The following is a 26,115-nucleotide window of genomic DNA, read 5'->3' on the forward strand; positions in this document are numbered from 1 at the left end:
GCCCAGCCGGCACCCCGGCTCCGCCGCGAGCGACTCCGCGGCCCCTGTGGTCGGCCGTCCTGCCCGGCGCGCTCCTCGCTCTCGCCCTCGGCCTGTGGGGGGTACGGCGCGAGGGCCACCTGTGGCGGGACGAGGCGGTGACCGTCGACGTCGCCAGCCGCGAACTGCCCGATCTCTGGAACACGTTGGGGAACGTGGACGCCGTCCACGGCCTGTACTACCTCGTCATGCACGGCCTCTTCCGGACGGTCCCGTACGGCGTCGACCTCACGCTCGTGCTGCGCCTCCCGTCGGTGCTCGCGACGGCGGTCGCCGCGGCCGGGGTGGCGCTGACCGGTCTGCGGCTCGCGGGGCTCCGGACCGGGCTGTTCGCCGGGGTCGTGTTCGCCGTGCTGCCGCCGGTGCAGCGGTTCGCGCAGGAGGGCCGGTCGTACGCGATGGTGTGCGCGGCCGTCGTCTGGGCGACGTATCTGCTGGTGCGCGCCGTCCAGTTGGGCGGTCGTCGGCGGTGGGCGGGGTACGCGGCGGTGCTGCTCCTGGCCTGCCTGCTGCACGAGTTCGCGGTGCTTGCGCTCGCCGCGCACGCGCTGGTCGTACCGCGCACCGCCCGGCGCGGGTGGCTGGCGGCCGCAGCCACCGTGGTCGCCGGGCTCACGCCGCTGGCAGTGCTGAGCCAGCGGCAGTCTGCACAGGTGGAGTGGATCGGCGGACCGGGCCGGGCAGCGGCCCAGGCACTCGCCGTCCTGGCCGGGATCGGGGGCGCCTGCGCCGTGTTCCTCGCCCGGGACAGCGGGTGGTGGGGCGCGGTGCGCCGAGGCGGGGGCAGGGTCCTGAGCCGGGCTCAGAGCCTGGGCCGGGAGCGGGGCCTGGGCCGGGAGCGGGGCCTGGGCCGGGAGCGGGGCCAGGGCGGAGAGCAGGGCCAGGGCCGGGAACAGGGCCAGGGCGGAGAGCAGGGCCTGGGCGGACGCCTGGGTCGGAGTGCCGACGAGGACACGGCTGGCGCAAGAGGCATGGGCGAAGCCGCGTTCGTGCGGCTCGGGCTCGGGCTCGCCGTGCTGCCCTCCGCGCTGCTCCTGCTCGCCTCCCTCGTCCGCCCGCTCTACATGGACCGGTACGTCCTTTACTCCCACGCGGGGCTCGCCCTGCTCGTCGGCGGGGCCCTCGACCGGGCGGCGCGGGGTGCCCGGTGGCGCGCGGTCGTGGCGGCCGGGGTGGCGGGGGCCGCCGTCGTCTCCCTTGTCCCGCTCTCCGTCCAGCTGCGCGCGCCGGAGAGCCGCGTCGACGACGCCACGGCCGTGGCCCGCGTCCTGCGCGACACCGGCCGGTACGGCGACGCCGTGCTGTATCTGCCGCTGCGCCGGCGTGCCTGGTCGCGCCCGTACCCGTGGGCGGCCGCGGGCCTGCGCGACATCGCGCTCGACCGGGATCCGGTGGCGGCGGACAACCTGTACGGGACCGAGGTGCCCGCAGACGTCCTGCGCGCCCGGCTCCTCGCCCAGCCCCGCCTGTCCCGCGTCGTCGTGGCCACCGACCCGGGCGGGCCGGCCGACACCGCGGCGGGCGAGGCGGTGAAGCGGTCGGTCCTCGACCGCCACTTCGAGAAGTGCCGCACCCGGAACGTCGACGGGGCGCGCGTCATCCTCTACGCGCGCCCCGGTCGCTGCTGAACTCCGCCGACCTCCACTGACCGCCGCCGACCTCTACTGACCGCCGCCGACCACTGCCGACCTCTACTCGCCTCTACTGGCCTCTACTGAACTCGCCCTCCCCACCGGCTCGTTACTCCTTCACGGCCACGTGCACCGTGTGCGCCGCCAGCAGGAACAGGTCCGGGCGGCGGCTCAGGCCCTGCGGGTCCTCGGGGTCGAGCAGGCGGTCGAGAGTGCCCTTGTCGTCGGGGGCGAGGGCCTCGGCGAAGCCTTCGCGGATGCGCGTGAACTGGTCCACCACATGGGCCCGGGCCGCCTCGGGCAGGGGCGCGGGGAGGTCGAGCAGGAAGGTGCGGGTCGCCATGTGCCGCAGGCCCGCGGCGTTGAGGAGGGTCGGCCAGTCCTCGACCGCCTCCCGCGCGCCGGGCAGGCCCGCGCGCATCTGCGCGAACCACTCCGCCTCCGTCGCGTCGAGCCGGGCCTGCAGGCCGGGGCGGCCGAAGCCGAGGTCGCGCGGGAGGTAGCGGGCGGGCAGGCCGCCCTCCAGGACGGCGAGGGCGCCGCCCGGCGTGAGCCGTTCGCCGAGCGCGGCGAGCGCAGCGCCCTGGTTGCCCACGTGGTGCAGGGAGCGGGCCGCCCAGATCAGGTCAGCGGGGGGCAGCTCGCCGATGCCCTCGGGCAGTTCGGCGCGGAGGGTGCGCAGGCGGCCGTCGAGCCCTTCGCGCGCGGCACGGTCGGCGGCCCGCTCCAGGAGCGCGTCCTCGGGGTCCATCGCGATCACCTGCGCCCCGGGGAACTCCTCGGCCAGCAGGCAGGACACCACGCCGGGGCCGCTGCCCGCGTCGACGACCGTCGCGGGCGCGGGGCGCAGCTCGCGCAGCCAGGCCGCGGCGTCCCGGTACAGGGGCGCCGTGACCTCGGCGTTCTGCTCCAGGTGCGGGATCATGGCGGCCCAGTCCATCTCGGTGTCGTGACCGTGATGACCGTGACCGTGGCTGTGGCTGTGGCCCTGGGTCTGCGTGCTGTCCTGCTGTGCGCCGTGGTGGTCGTGGTGGCCCATCGTCGCCGCCCTTCCGTAGTTCTCCGCTCCGCGGGGTTCTTGGTCCGCGGGGTTCTCGGCCCGCCGGGCCGGTGGTCCCTGGCCCGTCGCCGGACCGCTGTCAGCGTGCGCGCACCTTCGCCCCTCGGGCAAGTCACGTTGCCGGTTCAGCAAGGAGAGGGCGGCTCGGCACCCGCCACGGGCAAGGAGGGCTCAGCCGCCGCCTCGCTCCGCCCCGCGGGGACCGGCCCCGCCCCCGTAGAACCCGTACAGCCTCCGCACCGTCCCCGCCATCCGCTCCCGCAGCTCCGCAGGGGCGAGGACCTCCACGCCCGCACCCCATCCCAGGAACACGTCGTGTGCGTGCGGGACGCTCTCGATGGGCAGCACGGCCCGGGTCCAGCCGTCCCCCTCCAGTCGGCCCGTCGCCTCGGCCGCCCGCGCGGCGGCACCCGTGAGGCGGGGCAGCGTCTCCGGGGCGAGCCGGACCACCGCCTCGCCCTCGTGCAGCCGGGCGTGGAAGGACTCCTGGTACGCCCGCCAGTACGCGGCGAGGTCGAAGCCGTCCGGGACCGTGAACTCCTCGTCCGCCACGTCGAGTCGGAGGATCTGGTCCACGCGGTACGTGCGCGGGTGCCCGCCCCCAGCCGCGGACGCAGACGTGGATACAGACACAGGCACAGGCACAGCCTCGGGCACAGACGCAGGTGCGGGCACAGCGGACGCCGCCGCGACCACGTACCAGCGGCCCGCCTTCAGGACCAGGCCGTACGGGCGCAGCCGCCGCTCCACCTCGGTGGGCGCTCGCCAGCGGCGGTAGCGGACGTCCAGGACCCGGCCGTTCCACACCGCGTCGGCGACGGCGGGCAGGTGCGGCACCGGGTCCTCCTCCGCGTACCAGCCGGGGGCGTCGAGGTGGAAGCGGGCGCTGATCCGGTCGGCGTGGCCGCGCAGCTCGGGCGGGAGCGCCGCGCGGACCTTGAGCTGGGCGGCGGCGAGGACCGGGCCGAGGCCGAGCTCGGCAGCGGGTCCGGGCGCGCCCGCGAGGAAGAGGGCCTCGGCCTCGCCGGTGGTCAGACCGGTGAGCCGGGTGCGGTAGCCGTCGAGCAGCCGGTACCCGCCCGCGTGGCCCGCGTCGCCGTACAGCGGGACCCCGGCCGCGTACAGCGCCTCGATGTCGCGGTAGACGGTGCGCACGGAGACCTCCAGCTCGGTGGCGAGCTGGGCGGCGGTCATCGAGCCCCTGGTCTGGAGCAGGAGCAGGATCGAGACGAGTCGGCTGGACTTCACCACGCCATTTTCGCCGACTTCACTGACACAGGATGTCAGTGAAGCGGCTCTAGCTTCCTGCCATGCCCTTCCAGGAGAAACTGATCACCGTCCGGCCGCCGGTCCAGGTGTCCGGCCGGCACATCAAGCGCTACCACGTCACCACGGACCCGGCGGGCATCGCGCCCGAGGTGGAGGAGGCGGCGTACGCGATCCTGCCCCGGCTGCTCCCCGAGCCGGACGGGACGACGCCGCCCGCGACGTTCGTGGTGCTGCACCGGGGCGGCGACAGCGGCGCCTACCTCAACGCGTACAGCTGGGTGTGGGACAACGTCCTGCACTTCAAGGGCGCGGCGGCGGGCCAGCCCGCGCTGGGCTGCCCCGACACGGACCCGACCCACTTCATCACCCCGGAGGTGCCGTGGATCGGCTGCGTGTGGGAGCTGCCGCCGATCCAGCACGAACGCGACGCCTGGATACGGCACGTGCTCGCCCCCGACGTGCCCGACCTCGACGCCTATCTCACCGACTCCCGCCCCGGCGCCACGACAGGAGACCTCGCCGCATGAGCACCGCCCACGACTTCGACTTCTTCTTCGGCGACTGGGACGTGGCGCACCGCCGCCGCCTCGACTTCCTTGATCCGCACAGCGGTTGGGAGGAGTTCTCGGCGCGGAACCGCTGCTGGAGCCTGTTCGGCGGGGCCGCCAACATCGACGAGATGCCGGTGCCCGAGCAGGGCTGGACCGGGCTCACGCTGCGGCTCTTCGACCCGAAGACGCGGCTGTGGTCGCTGAACTGGTCCACGGACCGCACGGGACGGCTCTTCCCGCCCGTGTTCGGGGCGTTCGCCGAGGACGGGCGCGGCGAGTTCTACGGCGACGACACCCACGACGGCAAGGATGTACGCGTGCGGTTCGTGTGGTCGGGGATCTCGAAGACCACGGCCCGCTGGGAGCAGGCGTTCTCACTGGACGGCGGGGCGACGTGGGTGGAGAACTGGTCGATGGCGTTCACGCGGCGGAGTTAGCGCGGCCAAGGGCCAAGGGTCAGGGGTCAGGGGTCAGGAGTCCGGAGGGGACGGCTCACTGCTTCGCGTACGCGTGCAGCGTGAACTCCGGGTCCGGGCGCGGGACTTCCTGGTCCGGGAGGCGCGCGAGCTCGTCGGCGAAGCGGCGGGTCAGGGGGTCGTCGGGGGCGAGCTGCGTGAACCAGCCGCGCCGCAGGTCGGCGACCGTGGAGCGCGGGGAACGCCCCTGCCCGTGGCCCCGGAAGCGGGCGGCTCCGGTCCGGCGCAGACCGTGACCGGCCGCGTGCCCGGCGACCACGTCCGCCGCGTCGACGGAGGGGCGCCGGGGCCGGTCGGCGAGGACCGCGTCGATGTCGCTGCCCACGTCGTGCGCGGCGGCCTTGTCGACGGTCGTGACGAAGACCCCGCCGGGCCGCAGCACCCGCGCACACTCCCCCACCACCGTGCCCGTCTCCTCCGCCCCGGAGAGCAGGTGCAGCAGCCACACCGCGCAGACGGCGTCGAAGGAGCCGTCGCGGAAGGGGAGTTGGCGGCTGTCGCCGATGACGACGGCACCGGGAAGGCGCCCTGCGGCCATGCGCGCCATGCGCTCGGTGGCGTCCACCCCCGTCACGGCCAGGCCGCCCCGGGCCAGTCGGCGCGTGACGAGGCCGGTGCCGCAGGCGACGTCCAGCAGGGTGCGGGCGCCGGGCGGCACCAGGCCGAGCACGGCAGCGGCGGCGGCCTCGGCGCGGGGTTCGCCGCCGCGGCTCGCGTCGTAGCGGTCGGCCTCTGCGGAGTAGTCCAGCATGGTCGTTCAGGACGCTCCATGTCCGGGCGCCAACGCCGCCACGCGGTGGGCCAGTTCGAAGTCCAGCTCGGTGAGGGCACCGCCCGCACTGTGGGTGTTCACGGCCAGGGTCACGGTGTTGTAGCCGAGCGTCAGGTCCGAGTGGTGGCCGAGCTCTTCTTGGATCTGCGCGATGTGCACGACCATCGCGGTGGCCGCGAAGTGCGTTTCGAGGCGGTAGGTGCGGCTGAGCCTGTCGCCGTCGACCGACCAGCCCGGCAGCTCCGCGAGCCGGTCCTCGATGTCCTTCTGCGACAGCGGTTCGACAGCCATGGCGCACCGTTCCTTCCGGGTTTCTGGTTGTTCGCGCTTCCGTTCCGTGGAGTTCTCAGCCTGCCCCAGCCACCCATCACACGCCACTCCTCGATTACGGTTCCGGATATGACAACTGCCGTTCCCGCCACAGGAAAAGCCACGGGTGTCGGGCCGCTGCTGCGCGGCTGGCGCACCCGGCGCCGGATCAGCCAGCTGGACCTCGCGCTGCGCGCCGACTCCTCGGCCCGCCACATCAGCTTCGTGGAGACGGGCCGGTCCCGGCCGAGCGAGGACTTCCTGCTGCGCCTCGCCGACCACCTGGACGTGCCGATCCGGGAGCGCAACGACCTTCTCCTGGCGGCGGGTTACGCGCCGCGCTTCACCGAGACCTCGATGGACGACCCCGCCTTCGAGACACTGCGCGAGGGCATGGAGCGCCTGCTGCACGGCTACGAGCCGTACCCGGCCCTGGTCGTCGACGCGTCGTACACGGTGGTGGCCGCCAACCGCGGCATCGCGATGCTCATGGACGGCCTCCCGGAGCACCTCCTGGAGCCGCCCCTCAACGCGATGCGCCTCACCCTGCACCCCGAGGGCCTTGCGCCGAAGATCCTGAACCTGCGCGAGTGGCGCGGCCACCTGCTGCACCAGATGGAGCGGCAGATCGCGCTGCAGCGCTCCGACGCGCTGCGTGCGGTGTACGAGGAGGTGGCGGCCTACCCGGTGGCGGACCCGGGCGAGGACGCCTTCGCCGAGGGCACCGACGTCCCCTACTTCGCGCTCCCGCTCCGCGTCCGCCACGAGGGCCGCGAGCTGTCCTTCGTGTCGTCGATCTCGACGTTCAACACGCCCATGGACGTGACGGTCGCCGAGCTGGCCATCGAGACGCTGCTCCCGGCCGACCCGGCGACGGTCAAGTACCTGCAGACCCTCACGCCCTGAGCGCCGAGCCCGCCGAGCCGACCGAGCCGGCCGTGGCCGCCCGCCCGGCGCGCAGCGCCCCGTACTGGACCGCGGCGAATCCGGCCACGACGAGGGCCTGCAGCGGGATCCACACGGCCCCCGCTGCGCTCGGCGAGAACCAGACGACCAGCGCGACGACGCTGAGCACCGCCCAGACGGCGTTGACCTCGACGACGGCCCGCACGCCGAGCACGGGCGGCCTCGTGCGGGCCGCGAGCACACCGACCCCGACCGCGTACACGACGAGACCGGCCCCGAGCGTGAGCAGCAGCCCGTCGTCGACGCCCAGCAGCCGCCCCAGGGGCCCGGACGCGACGGCGTAGGCGAGCCCGTTCACGCCGGTGACGACGGCGTCGAGGCCGAGGAAGCGGCGCAGCATCGCCGTGGGGTCGGTGGTGCGGGCGAGGGCGGTGAGCTGGAACGTGGACAGCGCAGACGATGCGGACATGGCGGATCAGCCTCCTTGCCGGGTTCGGGGCCCGGGTCCGGTCCGGAGTGCGCCGGACCGGACCCGGTGCCATCACTGTGCCGAGACGCGGGGTGCGGGTCGATTACGTCAGAGGTAAGGCCGCCCCTCGGCCGAACAACCCATACGGCCCCCACAGGGGTGTGCCCCCCATTCCCCGCCCCTAGGTTCGGCAAGAGGCAGACCTAGGGAGCCAAGGGTGACTGAGACGACCGAGCCCGGTGCCGCACTCCTGCGTGCTGGGAAGTTCTTCCGCCGCGGCACCGCCGCCCCCGACCTGCACAGTGTGTCCCTCACCGGTGGCCGGGAGGCGGACGCCTTCTACCGGGACCGATGGAGCCACGACAAGGTCGTGAACTCCACGCACGGCGTGAACTGCACCGGTTCCTGCCGCTGGAAGGTGTACGTCAAGGACGGCATCATCACCTGGGAGACCCAGCAGACGGACTACCCGAGCGTCGGCCCCGACCGCCCCGAGTACGAGCCGCGCGGCTGCCCCCGCGGCGCCGCGTTCTCCTGGTACACGTACTCGCCGACCCGCGTCCGGTACCCGTATCTGCGGGGCGTGCTCGTGGAGATGTACCGGGAGGCGAAGGCCCGCCTGAAGGACCCGGTCCTGGCGTGGGCGGACATCCAGGGCGATCCCGAGCGGCGCCGGAAGTACCAGCAGGCGCGCGGCAAGGGCGGCCTGGTGCGGGCCAGTTGGGACGAGGCCGTCGAGATCATCGCGGCCGCGCACGTGCACACCATCAAGACGTACGGCCCGGACCGGGTCGCGGGCTTCTCGCCGATCCCCGCGATGTCGCAGGTCTCGCATGCCGCCGGGGCCCGCTTCATGGGGCTCATCGGCGCGCCGATGCTGTCGTTCTACGACTGGTACGCGGACCTCCCGGTCGCCTCGCCGCAGGTCTTCGGGGACCAGACCGACGTACCGGAGTCGGGCGACTGGTGGGACGCGGCGTATCTCATGATGTGGGGCTCGAACGTCCCGGTCACGCGGACGCCGGACGCGCACTGGATGGCGGAGGCCCGCTACCGGGGCCAGAAGGTCGTGGTGGTCTCCCCCGACTACGCCGACAACACGAAGTTCGCCGACGAGTGGGTGCACCCCCACCCGGGCACGGACGGCGCGCTGGCGCTCGCGATGGGGCACGTGGTCCTCAAGGAGTGCTTCGTCGACCGGCAGGTGGACTTCTTCACCGACTACGTACGGAAGTTCACCGACCTGCCGTTCCTGGTCACCCTCACCGAGAGGGACGGCGCCTACGTCCCGTCGAAGTTCCTGCGCGCCAGCGACCTGAACCAGCCCGGCGAGGGCGGCGAGTGGAAGACCGTCGTGCTCGACGAGGCGACCGGCCAGCCCGCCGTCCCGAACGGTTCGCTGGGCTTCCGCTGGACGGAGTCCGGCAAGGGCAAGTGGAACCTCGAACTGGGCAGCATCAAGCCGCAGTTGTCGCTGCACGGCGCGGATGTCGCGGGCGGCGTCGAGGTGCTGCTGCCCCGCTTCGACACGGAGGGCGGCGAGCACGGTCAGGGCCGCGGCGAGGTGGTGCGCCGCGGCGTGCCGGCGACCCGGCTCGGCGGCCAGGACGGGCCGCTGGTCACCACGGTCTTCGATCTGCTGCTCGCACAGTACGGCGTCGCGCGCCCGGGGCTTCCGGGGCAGTGGCCCGCGTCGTACGAGGACGCGGAGACGCCGGGCACCCCAGCCTGGCAGGAGGCGCACACCTCCGTCCCGGCGGCCCAATGCGTGAAGATCGCAAGGGAGTTCGCGGCGACGGCGGAGAAGTCGCGCGGGCGCTGCATGATCCTGATGGGTGCGGGGACCAATCACTGGTTCCACTCGGAGACCATCTACCGGGGCTTCCTCGCGCTGCTCCAGCTCACCGGCTGCCAGGGCCGCAACGGCGGTGGCTGGGCGCACTACGTGGGCCAGGAGAAGTGCCGGCCGATCACCGGCTGGGCGACGCTGGCGAGCGCCAACGACTGGAGCAGGCCGCCGCGCCAGATGATCGGCACCGCGTACTGGTTCACCAACACCGACCAGTGGCGCTACGACAAGTTCTCCGCCGACGTGCTGTCCTCGCCGCTGGGCACCGGGCAGTTCGAGGGGATGACGGGCGCCGACTGCCTGGCCCTGTCGGCGCGTTCGGGCTGGATGCCCTCGTACCCGACCTTCGACCGCAGCTCCCTGGAGCTCGGGGAGACGTCCGACCCGGTGGCCGACACGGTGGCCGAACTCAAGGCGGGCACGCTGAAGTTCGCGTGCGAGGACCCCGACGCCCCGGAGAACTGGCCGCGCGTGCTGACCCTGTGGCGGGCCAATCTGCTCGGCTCGTCCGCGAAGGGCGCCGAGTACTTCACCAAGCACCTGCTGGGCACCCATTCGTCGCTGCGGGCCGAGGAGGCCGCGCCCGACGAGCGGCCCACCACGGTCACCTGGCGGGACGAGGCGCCCGAGGGCAAGCTCGACCTCCTCGTGTCCCTCGACTTCCGGCAGACCTCCTCGACGCTCCTGTCGGACGTGGTGCTGCCCGCCGCGACCTGGTACGAGAAGCACGACATCGCGACCACGGACATGCACCCGTACGTCCACTCGTTCACCCCGGCCGTCGACCCGCCCTGGCAGGCCCGCTCCGACTTCGACGCGTTCCGTGCGATCGCCGACCGGCTCAGCGAGCTCTCCGTGGACCACCTGGGCACCCGCAAGGACCTGGTGGCGACGCCCCTGCAGCACGACACCCCGGGCGAGGTCGCCCAGCCCGGCGGCGTGGTCCTGGACTGGCGCAAGGGCGAGTGCGAGCCGGTGCCCGGCAAGACGATGCCGGGCCTCGCGGTGGTGGAGCGGGACTACACGGCGATCGGCGCGAAGTTCGTCGCGCTCGGCCCGAACGTGGAGCAACTCGGCCTGCCCGCCAAGGGGATCATGCTCCGCCCCGACCAGGAGGTCGACGAGCTGCGCGAGCGCAACGGCGTCGTGCGCGGCGGTCCCGCCGACGGGCGCCCCGCGATGGACACGGCGGTGAAGGCCGCCAACACCATCCTCGCCCTGTCGGGCACCACCAACGGCCGGCTCGCCACCCAGGGCTTCCACACCCTGGAGGCGCGCACCGGGCAGGAGATGGCGCACCTGGCCGCCGAGCACGAGGGCAAGCGCATCAGCTACGCGGACACGCAAGCCGAGCCGGTGCCGGTCATCACCTCCCCGGAGTGGTCGGGCAGCGAGTCGGGCGGGCGCCGCTACGCGCCGTTCACCCTCAACACCGAGCACCTCAAGCCCTGGCACACCCTCACCGGGCGCCAGCACTTCTTCATCGACCACGACTGGATGCACGAGCTGGGTGAGGCGCTGCCGGTCTACCGGCCGCCCCTGGACATGAACCGCCTCTTCGGCGAGCCGCGGCTCGGGCCCGACGGGACGAAGGAGGTGACGGTCCGCTACCTCACCCCGCACAACAAGTGGTCGATCCACTCCGAGTACCAGGACAACCTGTTCATGCTGTCGCTCTCGCGCGGCGGCCAGTGCATCTGGATGGCGCCGCAGGACGCGGACGCGATCGGGGTGAAGGACAACGACTGGATCGAGGCCGTGAACCGCAACGGCGTGGTCGTGGCCCGCGCGATCGTCTCGCACCGCATGCCGGCGGGGACGGTGTACATGCACCACGCGCAGGAGCGCACCGTGAACGTCCCGAAGGCCGAGGCCACCGGCAAGCGCGGCGGCATCCACAACTCCCTGACCCGCGTGATCCTCAAGCCGTCCCATCTCATCGGCGGCTACGCCCAGTTGTCCTGGGCGTTCAACTACCTGGGCCCGACCGGCAACCAGCGCGACGAGGTGACGGTCATCCGCCGCCGCTCGCAGGATGTGGAGTACTGAGATGCGCGTCATGGCTCAAGTCGCGATGGTGATGAACCTCGACAAGTGCATCGGCTGTCACACCTGTTCGGTCACGTGCAAGCAGGCGTGGACCAACCGGGACGGCATGGAGTACGTCTGGTTCAACAACGTCGAGACCCGCCCCGGACAGGGCTATCCGCGCCGCTACGAGGACCAGGACAAGTGGAAGGGCGGCTGGGAGCTCAACAAGAAGGGCGCCCTGAAGCTCAAGCAGGGCGGCCGCATCAAGTCGCTCCTGGAGATCTTCTCGAACCCGAAGCTGCCCGAGGTCAAGGACTACTACGAGCCCTGGACGTACGAGTACAAGAACCTCACCGACGCCCCGCTGGGCGACGACTACCCGGTGGCCAAGCCGCGCTCGCTGATCTCCGGCAAGCCCATGAAGATCGAGTGGTCGTCGAACTGGGACGACAACCTGGGCGGCGCCCCGGAGCACGGCGACCTCGACCCGATGGTGGCCAAGACCCGTGAACAGGCCGCCGAGAAGGTCAAGTTCGCCTTCGAGCAGACCTTCATGTTCTATCTGCCGCGGATCTGCGAGCACTGTCTGAACCCGGCGTGCGTCGCCTCCTGCCCCTCGGGCGCGATGTACAAGCGCGCGGAGGACGGCATCGTCCTGGTCGACCAGGACCACTGCCGCGGCTGGCGCAAGTGCGTCACCGGCTGCCCGTACAAGAAGGTCTACTTCAACCACAGGACCGGCAAGGCCGAGAAGTGCACCATGTGCTACCCGCGCGTCGAGGTGGGTCTGCCCACGGTCTGCTCGGAGACGTGCGTGGGCCGCCTCCGCTACCTCGGGGTGATCCTGTACGACGCCGACAAGGTCACCGAGGCCGCCTCCGAGCCGGACGAACACAAGCTGTACGACGCGCAGTTGGGGGTGTTCCTCGACCCGGACGACCCGGAGGTGCGGCGCGCGGCCGAGAAGGCGGGCATCCCGCACGACTGGGTCGAGGCGGCCCGCCGCTCCCCCGTGCACGCCCTCATCAGCAAGCACAAGGTGGCGCTCCCGCTGCACCCGGAGTACCGCACGATGCCGATGGTCTGGTACATCCCGCCGCTCTCCCCGGTCGTGGACGCGCTGACCGAGACCGGCCACGACGGCGAGGACGCGGACAACCTCTTCGGGGCGATCGACACCCTGCGCATCCCCCTCGAATACCTCGCGTCGCTCTTCACGGCCGGGGACGTCGGCCCGGTCCGCTCCTCCCTGGAGAAGCTCGCCGCGATGCGCTCGCACATGCGGGCCATCAACCTCGGGGACCGGCCGGACAGTTCCATCGCGGAGTCGGTGGGCATGTCGGCCGCGCAGATCGAGGAGATGTACCACCTGCTCGCCATCGCCAAGTACGAGGACCGCTACGTCATCCCGACGGCCGCGATGGGCGACGCGAAGGCGCTGGAGGAGTCGGCCCTGCCGGACTCGTGCAGCCTCGACTACGAGGACGGCCCCGGCATGGGCGGCGACGGGCCGTTCGGCCAGGACTCGGGCCGCAAGCAGCTGCCCCTCGTCACGATCGAGAACTTCCACGCGCTGCGCGAGCGGCAGACCGCCGACAAGGAGCCCGAAGTGGAGGAGCGCCCGTGAGCAGGTCGAGCAAGCAGAGCCGGTCGCGCAGGGCGAGCAGGTCCTCGGCGCGCGAGGCGTCCCCGGCGACGCCGCACGCCGTCCTGTACCAGGCCGCGGCGATCTGCCTGGTCTACCCCGACGCGGAGTTCCACGAGCGGCTGCCCCTGCTGCGGGCGGCGGCCCCGCAGCTCGCGGACTTCCTCTCCTACGCGGAGTCCACTCCCCCGCAGGAGCTCGCCGAGGACTACGTGCGGGTCTTCGACTTCAAGAACCGGCACAGCCTGTACCTGAGCTGGTGGCGGGACGGCGACACGCGGCGGCGCGGGATGTCCCTGGTCCGCTTCAAGCAGATCTACCGGGAGCACGGCCTGGAGTTCACCGGCGAGGAGCTGCCGGACTTCCTCCCCGCCGTCCTGGAGTTCTCCGCGCAGGCGGGCCCACTGCTCCTGGAGGAGCACCGCAGCGGCCTGGAACTCCTGCGCCTGGCCCTCACCGACCACGGCACGCCCTACGCGTCGGTCCTCGCGGCGGTCTGCACGACGCTGCCGGGGCCCTCGCCCAAGGACCGCGCCGAGGCGCAGGCCCTGGCCCGCTCCGGGCCGCCGACCGAGGAGGTCGGCCTCGAACCGTTCGGCGCCACCCGGCTGCTGCCCGTACTGACCGGAGACCGATCATGAACACGCTGCTGTGGGGCGCCCTCCCGTACGTCGCCTTCGTGCTGCTCGTCACGGGCCTCATCTGGCGCTACCGCTACGACAAGTTCGGCTGGACGACGCGCTCCTCGCAGGTCTACGAGTCGAAGCTCCTCAACATCGCGTCACCGATGTTCCACTACGGCATCCTCTTCGTGCTGGTGGGCCATCTCATGGGCCTGTTCATCCCCGAGTCGTGGACGGACAAGGTCGGCATGACGGAACTCGCCTACCACCGGCTCTCCTTGTGGGGCGGCACGGCGGCGGGCGCGCTCGCGGTGCTCGGCATCCTCATGCTCATCTACCGGCGCCGCACCAACGCGCCCGTGTTCCGCGCGACCACCGCCAACGACAAGGTGATGTACGTCTTCCTGCTCGCGGCGATCATCATGGGCATGTGGGCGAAGCTCACCAACTCGGGCCTGGACGAGGGCTACAACTACCGCGACTCGATCGCCCCGTGGGCGCGCAGCCTGTTCACGCTGCAGCCGAAGGTGGACGCCATGGTGGGCGTCCCGCTCACGTTCCAGATCCACGCGGTCATCGGCATGGCCCTGTTCGCCCTGCTCCCCTTCACCCGCCTCGTGCACATGTTCAGCGCCCCGGTCCAGTACCTGTTCCGGCCGTACGTGGTGTACCGCAGCCGCGACCCCCGGCAGATGGGGCCGCGGCCGCCGCGGCGGGGGTGGGAGCGGACGGGGTCCTGAGTCAGCTCTTCCCCGCTCCCCCGCCCTTGGTGCCGTCCCCCTTGTCCTCGTCGACGATCTCCGCGTCCACGACGTCCTCCTGGGCCGGGGCGTCCTGCGGAGGCTGCTCCGCGGACTGCGCGGACTGCGCGTTCGCGTACATCGCCTGGCCCATCTTCTGGCTGACCGACGCGAGCTTCTCCGCCGCCGTGCGCATCGCGTTCGTGTCCGTGCCGTCCTTCAGGAGAGCCTTCAACTCCGCTGCCGCCGCCTCCACTTCGGTCTTCGTGTCGGCGGGTACACGCTCCTCGTTCTCGCGCAGGAACCGCTCCGTCTGGTAGACGAGCTGCTCCGCCTGGTTGCGCGTCTCGGCGGCCTCGCGGCGCTTGCGGTCCTCCTCCGCGTGCTCCTCGGCCTCCCTGACCATGCGGTCGATGTCCTGCTTGGGGAGCGCGGAGCCGCCCGTGACCGTCATGCGCTGCTCGCGGCCCGTGGCCTCGTCCTTCGCCGAGACGTGCATGATGCCGTTGGCGTCGATGTCGAAGGTCACCTCGATCTTCGGGACGCCGCGCGGGGCGGGCGGCAGGCCCGTGAGGTCGAAGACGCCGAGCTTCTTGTTGTACGCGGCGATGTCGCGCTCGCCCTGGAAGACCTGGATGCCGACCGAGGGCTGGTTGTCCTCCGCCGTGGAGAAGGTCTCCGAACGGCGGGTGGGGATCGTGGTGTTGCGCTCGATCAGCTTCGTCATGATGCCGCCCTTGGTCTCGATGCCGAGGGACAGCGGGGTCACGTCGAGCAGCAGGACGTCCTTGACGTCACCGCGGATCACGCCCGCCTGGAGCGTCGCGCCGACCGCGACGACCTCGTCCGGGTTGACGCCCTTGTGCGGGTCCTTGCCGGTGAGTTCGCGCACCAGCTCCGTGACGGCGGGCATCCGCGTCGAGCCGCCCACCAGGATCACGTGGTCGACGGCGGACAGCTGCACGCCCGCGTCCTGGACCGCCTGGTGGAAGGGCTCCTTGCAGCGGTCGAGCAGATCGGCGGTGAGCGCCTCGAACTGGGCCCGGGTGAGCTTCTCCGCCAGGTGCAGCGGGCCCTCCGCGGAGGCCGTGATGTAGGGGAGGTTGATGTCCGTCTCGCTGGACGAGGACAGCTCGATCTTCGCCTTCTCGGCGCCCTCGCGCAGCCGTTGGAGGGCCATCTTGTCCTTGGCGAGGTCGATCCCGTACGCATTCTTGAACTGCTGCACGAGGTGCTCGACGATCCGCTGGTCCCAGTCGTCGCCACCGAGCTTGGTGTCGCCGTTGGTGGCCTTCACCTCGATGACGCCCTCGCCCATCTCCAGGAGCGAGACGTCGAAGGTGCCGCCGCCCAGGTCGAAGACGAGGACGAGCTGTTCGTCGGCCTTGTCGAGGCCGTACGCGAGGGCCGCCGCCGTCGGTTCGTTGATGATCCGCAGCACCTTCAGGCCGGCGATCTCCCCGGCCTCCTTGGTGGCCTGCCGCTGGGTGTCGTCGAAGTAGGCGGGGACGGTGACGACCGCGTCGGTGACGTCCTCGCCCAGGTAGGACTCGGCGTCGCGCTTCAGCTTCTGCAGCACGCGCGCGGCCAGCTCCTGCGCGGTGTAGCGGGTGCCGTCGACGTCACCGCTCTCGGGGAAGCGCCAACTGGCCTCGCCCATATGGCGTTTGACGGACCGTGCGGTGCGCTCCACGTTGGTGACCGCCTGCCGCTTGGCGACCTCGCCGACCAGCACATCGCCGTTCTTGGCGAAGGCGATGACCGACGGCGTGGTGCGTGCGCCCTCCGCGTTGGCGATGACGGTGGGCTCGCCGCCCTCCAGGACCGCCACCACCGAGTTCGTCGTCCCGAGATCGATCCCGACCGCACGAGCCATGTCCCGTCCCCTCTCCCGGTTGTCCACGCCCCCGCTGTCCAGGTCTCCAGCACAAAACTTGAGTGGGCTCCTGTCAAGACCGCACAGCACGACTGCCGCGCCCCCTCGAAGGGAGCGCGGCAGTCGGTGAGGTGCGGCGGTCCGGCGTCAGGCGAGCTTCGCCGACAGCGTGATGGTCGTCCCCGAAAGGGCCTGGCTGACCGGGCAGTTGGCCTTGGCGCCCTCGGCGGCCTCGACGAACGCGGCCTCCTCGACGCCCGGCACGGTGCCCTCGACGGTGAGGTGGATGCCGGTGATGCCGGTGCCCGGCTGGAAGGTGACGTCCGCCGACGTGACCAGCTTCGTGGGCGGGGTGCCCGCCTGGGTCAGGCCGTGCGAGAGGGCCATCGAGAAGCAGCTGGAGTGCGCGGCGGCGATGAGCTCCTCGGGGCTGGTCTTGCCGTTTGCCTGCTCGGCGCGGGACGGCCAGGACACCGGCTGCTGGCCGATGCCGGAGGAGTCGAAGGTCACGGTGCCGGAGCCCTCGGTGAGGCTGCCTTCCCAGACCGTGTGCGCGGAGCGCGTGGTAGCCACGATGCGGATCCCTTCGGTGGTGTGCGGTGAGCAACGTTCCGTAAGCACCCATCCGACCACACCTCGCGGCGGGGCGCGTGCAGGACCGGCCACGCCCCGCTCACTGCACCTCACCTCACCTCACCTCACCCGGAACACCGGCCCTCGCGCCGTGAACGGCAGCCGCGCGCCCTCCGGCACCAAATACGCGTGCTCGCGCCGCACCCGCAGCACGTCGCACGCGCCGTCGGTGATGACGAGGACCGGGGCGCCCGGCGGGAAGTCGTCGGCGCGCTGGAGCAGGTCGATGCCGGGCTGCAGCACGGTGCCGCCCCGGCCGCGCACCCGCACCCGGCCCGCGATCTCGGTCACCGGCACATAGCCGGCGTCGAACGGCGCGGCGTCGCAGAACACGACGCGCGCCGCCGGTACGTCCCGTGCGGCGGCGTACGAGGCGATGGCGCCGAGCGCCTTGCCGAGCAGGGTGCGGCCCATCGAGCCTGAGGTGTCCAGGACGACCCCGAAGGTGCAGCGGGCGACCTCCTCGGGCGGGAAGTGGCGCCCCGCGCGCGGGATGGCGGGGCTCGCGGCCTGGCGGCGTGAGGGGCGGGCGTACGTCCGCAGCGGCTCGGGCCTCGGCACGAACTCGTCGAACCAGCGGGCAAGTCGGGCATCCCATGGCACCGGCGGGTGGGCGAGCGCCCGGATCTCCTCGACGAGTCCGCCGGGGAGCAGGCCGCGCTCCTGCTGGTGGTGCAGGTCGAAGCCCTGCACGAGGCCGCGCCGGTAGAACTCGTCGAGATCCACGTAGTCCCCCACGGGCCGCCCGAGCGGCTCACCCAGAACGTCCCCGCGCCCCTTCCCCCGCAGCGTCGCGAGACGCCGCTGCCGCCGCTGGTCGGTGACGATCCGGTCGTAGACCTCCTCGGCCGAGAGCCCCGCCAACTCCGGGTCGTACAGCAGCCCTTCGGGCATCTCGCCGACACCCATCTCCCGCAGCCACCCGTTGATCACGTAGTCGGCGGCGACGTTGAACAGGTACGGGTCGCGGGCGCCCTGCCGGTCCCCGTGCCGCAGCGCGGCGTGCAGCATCTCGTGGGCGAGGATGAAGCGCCACTCCTCGTCCGCGTACCGCCGCAGCGGGTTGATGTAGATCTCGCCCGCCTCGGCGTTCACCGCGGCGACGGAGATGTCGTGGGCGCGGGCGAGTTCGGCGTCGGCGACGACCGTCATCCCGGCCGCGATGCCGCCGAGAAGGGGGTAGGAGGACACGAACCAGTTCAGCGCCCGCTCCCAGGGCCGCGTCGGCACCCGCTCGCCCTTGAGCTCCTCGCGGCGCCCGCCCGCGACGTCCATCGCGGCGGAGACGGTGCGGGTCAGCGCGTGCGCGAAGACCGACTGCCAGTCCTTGACGGGGCCGTACCAGGCGGGCCACGGCTCCAGGACCTGGTCGGGCGTGGGGCCGCCGGCGCCGCAGTGCTCGTACTCGGGCGGGATGCCGTCGCGCCGCCAGCGGGCGGCGAGCTGCTCCTCGTCCCCGCCGGGGAAGACGGCGGGCAGGTGGTCGGGCGCCCGCCCCACGGGAAAGGTCTGCTGGAAGCGGTGGACGACGACGCAGCGCGCGGCCAGCTCGTACCGGTCGGGCTGGGTCCTTGCTCCCTTGGCGGCGGGGACGTGGCCGAAGCCGAGGTGCAGCAGGCAGTGCGCCAACGCCCAGGCCCACTCGGCGGGTTCGGCCCGCCGGGTCGGGTGCACGTGCACGCACCCGTCCGAGTCGACGAGGGCGTACCCGTGCGCGGGTGCCACCCCGCAGCCGCTGCGGCAGAAGTCGGCGTCCAACGAATCGAGGGCGGGATTGCGCCGCACGAGCTCAAGTCCCTTGAGATACGCCTCGGTTGCCGGATCGAGCCGCCCTTCCCCCTTCCCGCCGTCTCCCTTCCCCCCGTCTCCTTTCCCGCCCTTCCGCCGTACGCGGCTCATCGGCGGGCCTCGACGAGGCGGGGCATGTCACGGGCGGCCTCGACCAGGAACCACGCGGGCAGCAGCGGATTGCCGTCCACGTCGTCGGCGATGACGGTCTGGGCGACCTCGACGGATATCTCGGCGAGCTGCACGAGCAGCGACTTGGCGCGATAGGCGGTCTGCCGCACGGCAGGGGACGCGTGCTCCTTGGCGGCGGGCAGCTCCTTGGCGAGCCGCCCCCTGAACGACTCGGCGAGGTAGTAGAGCAGATCCCGGTCCTCCAGCCGGTGCGGCCAGCGCGCCTCGCCCTTGAGGACGGCGTCGAGCCCGAACTGGCTGCGCACGATCTTCACGTACCCGCAGAAGGCGACCGCGTGCGTCGGCGTCAGCAGTCCGTGGGCGATGACCTTCAGGGTGTCCTCGTCGAGGGTCGGCCCGAAGGAGTGCAGCGCGTCGGAGAGCATGTGCCAGGAGCGGGGCGTGGAGAACGGCTCCTCCGTCTTGGGCGGCTTGGACCACAGGTGGTCGGGCCGGTCGGTGAGATGGTCCGTGACCCACGGGTGGATCCCCGCGCCCGCCGCCCAGCCGAGCCAGTCCGTCGCCGAGGCCGAAAGGTGCACGTGGGCAAGGCGGTTGACGAGGGCGGAGGCGATGGGCCGGGCGAGGGCGTTGTCGGTCGCACGGTTTCCGGCGCCGATCACGATCGACCCCTCGGGCAGCTCGTAGTTCCCGATCCGCCGGTCGAGGATGAGCGAGTAGAACGCCTTCTGCACGTCCGGCGTCGCCGCGTTCAGCTCGTCCAGGAAGAGGCAGTACGGCTCGTCGCGGGCGATCGACTCGGGCGGGCAGAACACGGAGCGCCCGTCGCGGATCTGCGGCACCCCGATGAGGTCCTCGGGCGCGAGCTGCGTCCCGAGCAGACTGACGCACTCGAGCCCGAGCGACTCCGCGAACTTCCGCACCAGCGAGGACTTTCCGATGCCGGGCGCGCCCCAGAGGAAGACGGGACGCACGGTGGCGAGCCCGAGCAGCAGCTCGGGAATTCTGGCGGGCGTGACACTGACGGCTGCCTGCACGCGCAGACTCCTTCATGGTGGGTGAGGGGGCGCGCAGGGGCGCGATGTCCGATACGGACAGTGTGTGCCGCGTGTGACCCGAGGCGCAGCCCATTTTTCGGGGTGACTTCCGGGACGACCTGCCATCCTGGACGCCGCGCTGCTCGATGCGGCCAGCAACCAGGCTTCGACGCGGGGGAATTGGGGATGCCGGGGAACAACCAGGCCAGCGGCAGCGGCAGCGGCAGCATCGGCCGGTACCGGCTGCGCCGGCGGCTCGGCAGCGGCGGCATGGGCAGCGTCTGGCTCGCGGACGACGAGGCACTCGGCCGCCAGGCCGCGCTCAAGGCGATCGAGGTGCCGCACGGCCTGAGCGAGCAGGAGCGGGCCGAGCGGATCGCGCGAGCCCGCGTCGAGGCCGAGCACGCCGCGCGCCTGAGCCACCATCCGCACGTGGCCAGCGTGCTGGACGTGATCGAGCACGACGGGCTGCCGTGGATCGTCATGGAGTACGTCACCGGGGCGGCCGACCTGGAGTCGGTGGTCCGGGAGAGCGGGCCGCTGCCGGACGCGGAGGTCGCGGGGATCGGCGCCGCCGTGCTCAAGGCCCTGACGGCCGGGCACCGCCTGGACATCCTGCACCGGGATGTGAAACCGGCCAACATCCTTCTCGCGCCGGACGAGTCGGGTCGCCCGCGCGGCAGGATCACCCTCACCGACTACGGGATCTCGCTGCGCCCCAGCTCCGGTCTGCCGCGCATCACGCAGGGCATCATCGGCACGCCCGGGTTCCTCGCCCCGGAGCGGGTCCGCGGCGCGGAGCCATCGGCGACGTCCGACCTGTTCTCGCTCGGGGTCACGCTCTACTACGCCGCGACCGGCCGTCATCCGTACCACGCGGACGACCCGGCGGCCCTGTTCGCCGCTCCCCTGCTCCAGGACCCGGAGCCGCCAGGGACGGCCGTCCCCGCGCTCGGCACGGTCATCATGGGCCTGCTCGACAAGGACCCGGTCCGGCGGCTCTCGGCGGAGCGGGCTGAGCCGGTCCTCTCGGCGGTGGCGGCGGGCCGCTCCCCGGACGCGGCGGACCTCCTGCGGCCGGACCGGACGATCCGGCTCGCCCCGCTCGCGCCCCCGACCCCGACGCTGCGCGACGCGGGAGCCGCCCGGGACCGCGCGGCCCTCGCTCCTGTCGGCACCTCCCGACGCCGCCTGATGCGGCGCCCGTTGACGGTCGCCCTGGCTTCCGCGCTCAGCGCGGGCGTCATCACGGCCGCGGCGATCCTCCTGCCCGGCATCGGCGGCGACGGAAGCGGCGGGGACGGCCGGGACGGCGGCACCGGGAGCTCCGGGGACAAGGGCTCCGGCAGTTCCGCCGACGGCCCGGAGCGCGCGGTCGCGATCGGCTCCGCCGCGGACTCCACCGGCCCCGCCAAGGAAGTGCCCGGCGCGCGCAAGGGCGGCACAGTGCAGGTGCTGCAGCGCCAGCCCCTCACACAGTTCGACCCGGGCCAGTCCTTCCTGGTCGACGAGCAGACGACGCAGACCCTGCTCAGCCGCACGCTCACCACGTACAAGACGGAGGGCGAGTCCGGCCGCCTCACCCTGGTCGGCGACCTCGCCACCGACACGGGCACGTCCTCGGACGGCGGCCGGACATGGACGTACACCCTCAAGAAGGGCCTCACGTTCGAGGACGGCTCGGCGATCACGTCGAAGGACGTCCGGCACGGCATCGAGCGCCGCTACGCCGCTTTCATCGCCGACGGCCCGGCCCATCTGCAGCAGTGGCTCTCCGGCGACCAATTCCGCGAGGCGCTGCCGGACGGCCCCTACCGGGGCGACCACCTTCCCGACACTGTCCTGGAGACCCCTGACGACCGCACCGTCGTCTTCCACTTCGACCGCCCGCGCGGTGAACTCCCCTTCGTGCTCGCCCTGCCGACCTCCGCACCGGTACCCCCGGAGAAGGACACCAAGAAGGCGTACGGCAGGGCTCCCGTGGCCTCGGGCCCCTACCGGGTCCGGGGGCTGCGGCCGGGCCGGAGCCTCGACCTCGTACGGAACAAGGAGTGGGACCCGCGCACGGACGCCGTGCGCCACCAGTACGTGGACGGGTTCCGGGTGCGCTACGGCGTGGACCCGGCGGAGTCCACCCGGAGGCTGCTCGCCGACGGCGCCGACCGCACGAGCATGACCTGGTCCAACAGCGTCCCGGCGGAGCTGGCCGCCAAGGTCCTCAAGAACAAGGCGGCGATGGGCCGTTCGCTGAACCGGACGCAGCCGGGCCTCTTCGCCGCCACCATCAACACGGACCGGATCAGGGACAAGCGGGTCCGCGAAGCCCTCGCCCGAGCTTTCCCCTCCGGCCGCTATCTGCGGGCGGTCGGCGGCACGACCCAGGGCGAGGTCACCGGCTCGCTGTTCAGCCCGCCCGTGCAGGGCTACCAGAACTCCGATCCGTTCCGGAAGAAGGCCGATCCGGAAGGCGAACCGGAGCGGGCCCGGGCCCTGTTGAAGGAGGCCGGGGCGCTGGGCCAGAAGATCGTCTATGCCTATAACGACCTGCGCGAGAACCGGGCAGCGGCACCGGCGGTCGAACAGGCCCTGGAGAAGGCCGGGTTCAGGGTGACCCTGCACGAGATCCCGTTCGACAGGTACTACGACACCATCGGGGCGCTGGACAACGAGTTCGACCTCTACGTCACGGGCTGGAACTCGGAGTGGCCCTCGGGGTCCAACACGGTGGAGCCGCTGTTCGCCAGCGCGTCGGTGGCCGACGGCGGCGTGAACTACGCCCACCTGGAGTCCACCGAGGTGGACGACGGGATCGACGCGGCGCACAAGGCGCCGGGGCTGATCGAATCAACGGACGCCTGGGCCAAGTTGGGGCGGCAGATCCTCACCGGACAGATCCCGCAGGTGCCCGTCTACTGCCCCCGCCTCTTCGCGCTCTGGGGCTCGGCCGTGGGCGGGGTCAAGTACCACGCGCCGTTCGGGCACATCGACCCCACCGGCGTCTATCTCAAGTGACCGCCGTACCACCCCGGATGCGCCCTCCACCGGGACACCAGAGGCCCACGATATGCCCGTTGCGCACGCCAGATGTCCGGAATGCCACCTGTCCAAGCACCCGTCGCGGTGACACTTTGAGGCCCCTCTCACCCCAGGGAGAGCCAGGGGTGAGAAGTCCATCGCAGGGGGTTAGGCCATGCGCATGAATTACGCGGACCGGGGTCCGTCTCCGCTTCAACTGGAGAAACCCGGAGCAGCCGGTGACCGCGACTCGACGTTCGGCTGGTGGGGGGCTTTCAGCATCCAGAAGTTCGTCAACCAGGCGACTCTCTACCACACGCACGAGGACGCCACCGGCTGGCTGGCGTACCTCCAGCAGTTCTACGACCGCAACTTCTGGTTCGCGGACGGCGGCGCGCAGGTGTGGGCGTACGAGGAGACGTACGACAACTGGCAGGACCGCTACGGGATGGACGCGGTGTGCGCCGTGTACCACTCCGGGCACGGCGGCATGGACGGCAACGGCGTCTTCTTCGCGCCACTCGGCGCGGTCTGGGACGGCCGCAGCGACGCGATCTCCAACCGGATGTCGCTGGGCAACGAGAAGGTCAACTACATCTTCTGGTCCACCTGCAACTCGCTGCGCGTCCTCGACGGGCACTCCCCCATCCGTACGTGGGGCGGTCCCAACATCGGCTTCCGGATGATCTTCGGCTTCGAGACGACGAGCATCGACAGCCCGGACTACGGCAAGAAGTTCTGGGAGAAGTGGCGGGCCGGACAGACGTTCTGCGACGCGTGGCTCAACGCGAGCTGGGACATCTACCACGGCCAGGCGCCCTCCGTGGCGGCCGTGGGCGCGACCCAGGCCGAGGCCACCAACCGCCTCAACACCGAGCGGAACTTCTACCGCGACCACGTCTCCGACAACTGGTACGCCTGGCGCTGGTACTACGCCCGCGCCACGCTCACCGACCCGCTGACCCAGCTGCCCGGCGAGCAGCAGGTCATCCAGCTGGCCCCGCGCGACCCGAGCGAGGAGCTCAGCACGCTCGGCCGCATCACCGGGTTCCCCTCGGCGGCCCTCCAGGAGGTGCAGGTCGAGCGGCAGGGCGTGCTCAGCACCTCCTCCGGCGACCGGGTCATCTCCACGGCGCCGCACGGCATCCGCTGGGTGCAGCTCGCCGAGCCCAACCACCGCAACATCACGCAGCTGCCCACCGACCGCGCGGTCGAGGCCGCCCGCGAGTTCGCCGAGCGGTACGCCGAGGGCGCGGAGCTCGCGGTCGAGAGCGTGCACGACCTGATGCAGAACTCCGGCACGAAGGACGGCGCGGAGATCGGCGAACCGGTCTCGCTCCAGACCCATGTGACGTTCCGTCAGGTCTTCAACGGGGTGCCGGTGATCTCCCCGGACCGCGGCCTGATCCGGGTGGGTCTGGACAACGACGCCACCGTCGTCCAGGCGCAGATCTCCACGCGCAAGGCGACCGGCGTCACCCGCGCCCCGCACGCGAGCGTCGCGCCCGAGCCCTCCCAGGGCGCCCGGCCGGCCGTGCAGGAGAGCGACCCGCGCCGCGCCCTGGACAACGCGCAGCAGCGGATGCTGGCCCGGCTGGCCGCGGTCACCGCGGACGAGCCCGGACGGAGCGCCGCCGCGCAGGCCGAGCCCGAGGTCCGCGAGGTGCCCGGCACCTTCCAGGTCGGCTACGAGATGCAGGGCAACGAGGCGTACCTCGCCGCCCGCAAGCTCGTCGAGATCGGCCCGGCGGACGGGATGTTCAAGACCCAGCGCTGGGTCGTGGCTCCCCTGGCACGGTAGCTAGCCGGTGACGGTGGCGGTCCGCTGCTTGCGGGCCGCCATCCACGCGTACACGAGGACGCCCACGAAGAGGAACAGCACGCCCTGGTAGACCGCCGCGTAGCCGGAGCCCGCGACCAGCCACATGGAGAAGGCGAACGCGACGCCCGCGAGGATGCCGTCGCGCACCAGCCGGGAGCGGTTGACGCGCTCGCCCTGCCCGGAGACCAGGAAGTAGATCTGCGCGGCGGTGGCGAGCAGATAGGGCACGGTCGCCGTGAACGTGGTGATCAGGACGAGGGACTCGAAGACGCCGCCGGAGCCCGCCGTGTAGTTGTAGACCGTCAGGAGCGAGGCGAGCACGACGGTGACGGCGACGCCGATGGTGGGCACGCCGCGCTGCTTCTTGGCGAAGGCGCTCGGGAAGAGGCCGTCCTTGGCGGCGGCGTACGGCGTCTGGGCGCTCAGCAGCGTCCAGCCGTTGAGGGCGCCCACCATGGACACGAGGGCGGCCAGGGCGACGGCGGTGCCGCCCCAGGACCCGCCGAACATGACGTTCACGGCGTCCGAGAACGGCGCGGTGGAGGCCACCAGCTTGTCGTGGGCGACGGTGCCGAAGACGGCGAGGGTGCCGAGCAGGTAGACGAGGGCGGCGCCGAGGGTGCCGAGGATGGTGGCGCGGCCGACGTTGCGGCGCGGGTCGCGGACCTCGCCCGCGCTGACGGCGGCGGACTCGACGCCCAGGTAGGAGAAGAGCAGGATCGCGGCGGACGCGGAGACGGCGCCGATCGCGGAGTCGTCCGTGGCCTGGAACGGCCCGAGGTTCGCGCTGTCGAAGAAGAAGAGCCCGCCGACGGCCACGAGAAGCAGCGGCAGGAACTTCAGGACGGTGGCGACGAGTTGGACCGCGCCCACGTACCGCGTGCCGGCGAAGTTGGCGAGCGCGGGCAGGAGTTGGAGCACGAGGGCGGCGACGCAGGCCGACCACTTGTGGTCGTTGACGGGGATCAGGACGTTCAAGTACCCGACGGCGGCGACGGCGAGGGCCGCGTTCGACACCCACGTGGTGATCCAGTAGGCCCACGCGGCGAGGAACCCCGCGAAGTCGCCGAACGCCTCGCGCGCGTACACGTACGGCCCGCCGGTGCGCGGGTCGCGCTGGGCGAGGCGGCCGAAGACGAGGGCGAGGGCGATGGCCCCGGCGGTGAGGACCGCGAACGCGACGAGGCTGACGGTGCCGAACGGGGCGACGGAGGCCGGGAGCAGGAAGATGCCGCCGCCGATGATGTTGCCCATGACCAGGCAGGTGGCGATCGGGAGGCCGAAGCGGCGGGCGTGCTTGCTGTCCTGCCCGGAGGGGTCCTGCCCGGAGGGGTCCTGCCCGGAGGCGTCCTGCCCGGAGGCCGGAGCCGACTGCGGTTCGGTTCCGGTGTCGTGCATGGGTGGTGCCTCTCGTCGTTCCTGGGGCCCGGGATCGCCGGACG

The 26,115-nt window shown here is 72.0% G+C and carries 20 protein-coding genes; 10 read left to right on the plus strand and 10 right to left on the minus strand.

Annotated features, from left to right (window positions below):
- Window positions 1-137: 137 nt before the first annotated feature.
- Window positions 138-1,667 (plus strand): glycosyltransferase family 39 protein, encoded by a 1,530-nt coding sequence (locus tag ACQB60_RS08530; protein ID WP_496925216.1) that lies wholly within the window; start codon window positions 138-140, stop codon window positions 1,665-1,667.
- A 112-nt stretch (window positions 1,668-1,779) separates the two neighbouring features.
- On the opposite strand, the gene ACQB60_RS08535 is transcribed toward ACQB60_RS08530, so the two are convergent.
- Both ACQB60_RS08535 and ACQB60_RS08540 read right to left on the minus strand, forming a co-directional pair.
- Window positions 1,780-2,709, minus strand: coding sequence for a class I SAM-dependent methyltransferase (locus ACQB60_RS08535; protein ID WP_496925217.1), 930 nt, complete (start codon window positions 2,707-2,709; stop codon window positions 1,780-1,782).
- 192 nt (window positions 2,710-2,901) lie between these two features.
- Window positions 2,902-3,978 (minus strand): helix-turn-helix transcriptional regulator, encoded by a 1,077-nt coding sequence (locus ACQB60_RS08540; RefSeq protein WP_496925218.1) that lies wholly within the window; start codon window positions 3,976-3,978, stop codon window positions 2,902-2,904.
- Between the two features lie 62 nt (window positions 3,979-4,040).
- Between ACQB60_RS08540 and ACQB60_RS08545 the strand changes: the two genes are divergently transcribed.
- Together ACQB60_RS08545 and ACQB60_RS08550 are read left to right on the plus strand one after the other, a co-directional pair.
- Window positions 4,041-4,526, plus strand: coding sequence for a hypothetical protein (locus tag ACQB60_RS08545; protein WP_496925219.1), 486 nt, complete (start codon window positions 4,041-4,043; stop codon window positions 4,524-4,526).
- A complete protein-coding gene (locus tag ACQB60_RS08550; protein WP_496925220.1) occupies window positions 4,523-4,987 on the plus strand; it encodes a hypothetical protein in 465 nt (154 codons plus the stop codon). Before ACQB60_RS08545 ends, ACQB60_RS08550 begins: the two co-directional genes overlap by 4 nt.
- 55 nt (window positions 4,988-5,042) lie before the next feature.
- Here the strand turns inward: ACQB60_RS08550 and ACQB60_RS08555 are convergent, their stop codons facing one another.
- Complete coding sequence (locus ACQB60_RS08555) at window positions 5,043-5,777, minus strand: class I SAM-dependent methyltransferase (protein ID WP_496925221.1); 735 nt, start codon at window positions 5,775-5,777, stop codon at window positions 5,043-5,045.
- Window positions 5,778-5,783: 6 nt separating this feature from the next.
- On the minus strand, window positions 5,784-6,089 hold the full coding sequence (locus tag ACQB60_RS08560; protein ID WP_496925222.1) for a 4a-hydroxytetrahydrobiopterin dehydratase: 306 nt from the start codon (window positions 6,087-6,089) through the stop codon (window positions 5,784-5,786).
- A 108-nt stretch (window positions 6,090-6,197) separates the two neighbouring features.
- Between ACQB60_RS08560 and ACQB60_RS08565 the strand changes: the two genes are divergently transcribed.
- Window positions 6,198-7,013 (plus strand): helix-turn-helix domain-containing protein, encoded by an 816-nt coding sequence (locus tag ACQB60_RS08565; RefSeq protein ID WP_496925223.1) that lies wholly within the window; start codon window positions 6,198-6,200, stop codon window positions 7,011-7,013.
- Here ACQB60_RS08565 and ACQB60_RS08570 read toward each other — a convergent pair.
- A complete protein-coding gene (locus tag ACQB60_RS08570; RefSeq protein WP_496925647.1) occupies window positions 7,003-7,464 on the minus strand; it encodes a hypothetical protein in 462 nt (153 codons plus the stop codon). The genes ACQB60_RS08565 and ACQB60_RS08570 overlap by 11 nt on opposite strands.
- A gap of 235 nt (window positions 7,465-7,699) precedes the next feature.
- Here ACQB60_RS08570 and ACQB60_RS08575 point away from each other — a divergent pair, with 235 nt between their 5' ends.
- The 4 genes from ACQB60_RS08575 (at window position 7,700) to narI (ending at window position 14,370) form a co-directional block, all read left to right on the plus strand.
- Entirely contained in the window at window positions 7,700-11,380 is a 3,681-nt protein-coding gene (locus ACQB60_RS08575; RefSeq protein WP_496925224.1) for a nitrate reductase subunit alpha, read from the plus strand.
- A 1-nt stretch (window position 11,381) separates the two neighbouring features.
- Window positions 11,382-12,989 carry a nitrate reductase subunit beta gene (gene narH / locus ACQB60_RS08580; protein WP_496925225.1) on the plus strand — a complete coding sequence of 536 codons (1,608 nt, stop codon included), beginning with the start codon at window positions 11,382-11,384 and terminating at the stop codon, window positions 12,987-12,989.
- A gap of 83 nt (window positions 12,990-13,072) precedes the next feature.
- On the plus strand, window positions 13,073-13,648 hold the full coding sequence (gene narJ, locus ACQB60_RS08585) for a nitrate reductase molybdenum cofactor assembly chaperone (RefSeq protein WP_496925648.1): 576 nt from the start codon (window positions 13,073-13,075) through the stop codon (window positions 13,646-13,648).
- Window positions 13,645-14,370 (plus strand): respiratory nitrate reductase subunit gamma, encoded by a 726-nt coding sequence (gene narI / locus ACQB60_RS08590; protein WP_496925226.1) that lies wholly within the window; start codon window positions 13,645-13,647, stop codon window positions 14,368-14,370. The genes narJ and narI overlap by 4 nt, the downstream gene beginning before the upstream one ends.
- A 1-nt stretch (window position 14,371) precedes the next feature.
- On the opposite strand, the gene dnaK is transcribed toward narI, so the two are convergent.
- From dnaK to ACQB60_RS08610, 4 genes are all read right to left on the minus strand, one after another.
- Entirely contained in the window at window positions 14,372-16,246 is a 1,875-nt protein-coding gene (gene dnaK / locus ACQB60_RS08595; RefSeq protein WP_496925227.1) for a molecular chaperone DnaK, read from the minus strand.
- Between the two features lie 147 nt (window positions 16,247-16,393).
- Window positions 16,394-16,819, minus strand: coding sequence for an OsmC family peroxiredoxin (locus ACQB60_RS08600; protein ID WP_496925228.1), 426 nt, complete (start codon window positions 16,817-16,819; stop codon window positions 16,394-16,396).
- 120 nt (window positions 16,820-16,939) lie between these two features.
- Window positions 16,940-18,778, minus strand: a complete 1,839-nt coding sequence (locus ACQB60_RS08605; RefSeq protein WP_496925229.1) for a vWA domain-containing protein — start codon at window positions 18,776-18,778, stop codon at window positions 16,940-16,942.
- Window positions 18,775-19,836, minus strand: a complete 1,062-nt coding sequence (locus ACQB60_RS08610; RefSeq protein ID WP_496925230.1) for an ATP-binding protein — start codon at window positions 19,834-19,836, stop codon at window positions 18,775-18,777. Before ACQB60_RS08610 ends, ACQB60_RS08605 begins: the two co-directional genes overlap by 4 nt.
- 186 nt (window positions 19,837-20,022) lie before the next feature.
- Here ACQB60_RS08610 and ACQB60_RS08615 point away from each other — a divergent pair, with 186 nt between their 5' ends.
- Window positions 20,023-22,848 (plus strand): ABC transporter substrate-binding protein, encoded by a 2,826-nt coding sequence (locus ACQB60_RS08615; protein WP_496925231.1) that lies wholly within the window; start codon window positions 20,023-20,025, stop codon window positions 22,846-22,848.
- 178 nt (window positions 22,849-23,026) lie between these two features.
- Window positions 23,027-24,652: a DUF6345 domain-containing protein gene (locus ACQB60_RS08620; protein ID WP_496925232.1), complete on the plus strand. Its 1,626-nt coding sequence runs from the start codon at window positions 23,027-23,029 to the stop codon at window positions 24,650-24,652.
- Here ACQB60_RS08620 and ACQB60_RS08625 read toward each other — a convergent pair whose 3' ends face one another.
- On the minus strand, window positions 24,653-26,071 hold the full coding sequence (locus ACQB60_RS08625; RefSeq protein WP_496925233.1) for an amino acid permease: 1,419 nt from the start codon (window positions 26,069-26,071) through the stop codon (window positions 24,653-24,655). It abuts the gene before it with no gap.
- Window positions 26,072-26,115 lie beyond the last annotated feature (44 nt).

The organism is Streptomyces odontotermitis, from assembly GCF_050510915.1.
Classification (GTDB): Bacteria; Actinomycetota; Actinomycetes; order Streptomycetales; family Streptomycetaceae; genus Streptomyces.

Excerpts from the sequence above, each read along its gene's own strand:
- ACQB60_RS08535 (WP_496925217.1), bottom strand. The coding sequence starts at position 2,709 with ATGGGCCACCACGACCACCACGGCGCACAGCAGGACAGCACGCAGACC.
- ACQB60_RS08545 (WP_496925219.1), top strand. The coding sequence starts at position 4,041 with ATGCCCTTCCAGGAGAAACTGATCACCGTCCGGCCGCCGGTCCAGGTG.
- ACQB60_RS08550 (WP_496925220.1), top strand. The coding sequence starts at position 4,523 with ATGAGCACCGCCCACGACTTCGACTTCTTCTTCGGCGACTGGGACGTG.
- ACQB60_RS08555 (WP_496925221.1), bottom strand. The coding sequence starts at position 5,777 with ATGCTGGACTACTCCGCAGAGGCCGACCGCTACGACGCGAGCCGCGGC.
- ACQB60_RS08560 (WP_496925222.1), bottom strand. The coding sequence starts at position 6,089 with ATGGCTGTCGAACCGCTGTCGCAGAAGGACATCGAGGACCGGCTCGCG.
- ACQB60_RS08565 (WP_496925223.1), top strand. The coding sequence starts at position 6,198 with ATGACAACTGCCGTTCCCGCCACAGGAAAAGCCACGGGTGTCGGGCCG.
- narH (WP_496925225.1), top strand. The coding sequence starts at position 11,382 with ATGCGCGTCATGGCTCAAGTCGCGATGGTGATGAACCTCGACAAGTGC.
- narI (WP_496925226.1), top strand. The coding sequence starts at position 13,645 with ATGAACACGCTGCTGTGGGGCGCCCTCCCGTACGTCGCCTTCGTGCTG.
- dnaK (WP_496925227.1), bottom strand. The coding sequence starts at position 16,246 with ATGGCTCGTGCGGTCGGGATCGATCTCGGGACGACGAACTCGGTGGTG.
- ACQB60_RS08605 (WP_496925229.1), bottom strand. The coding sequence starts at position 18,778 with ATGAGCCGCGTACGGCGGAAGGGCGGGAAAGGAGACGGGGGGAAGGGA.
- ACQB60_RS08615 (WP_496925231.1), top strand. The coding sequence starts at position 20,023 with ATGCCGGGGAACAACCAGGCCAGCGGCAGCGGCAGCGGCAGCATCGGC.
- ACQB60_RS08620 (WP_496925232.1), top strand. The coding sequence starts at position 23,027 with ATGCGCATGAATTACGCGGACCGGGGTCCGTCTCCGCTTCAACTGGAG.
- ACQB60_RS08625 (WP_496925233.1), bottom strand. The coding sequence starts at position 26,071 with ATGCACGACACCGGAACCGAACCGCAGTCGGCTCCGGCCTCCGGGCAG.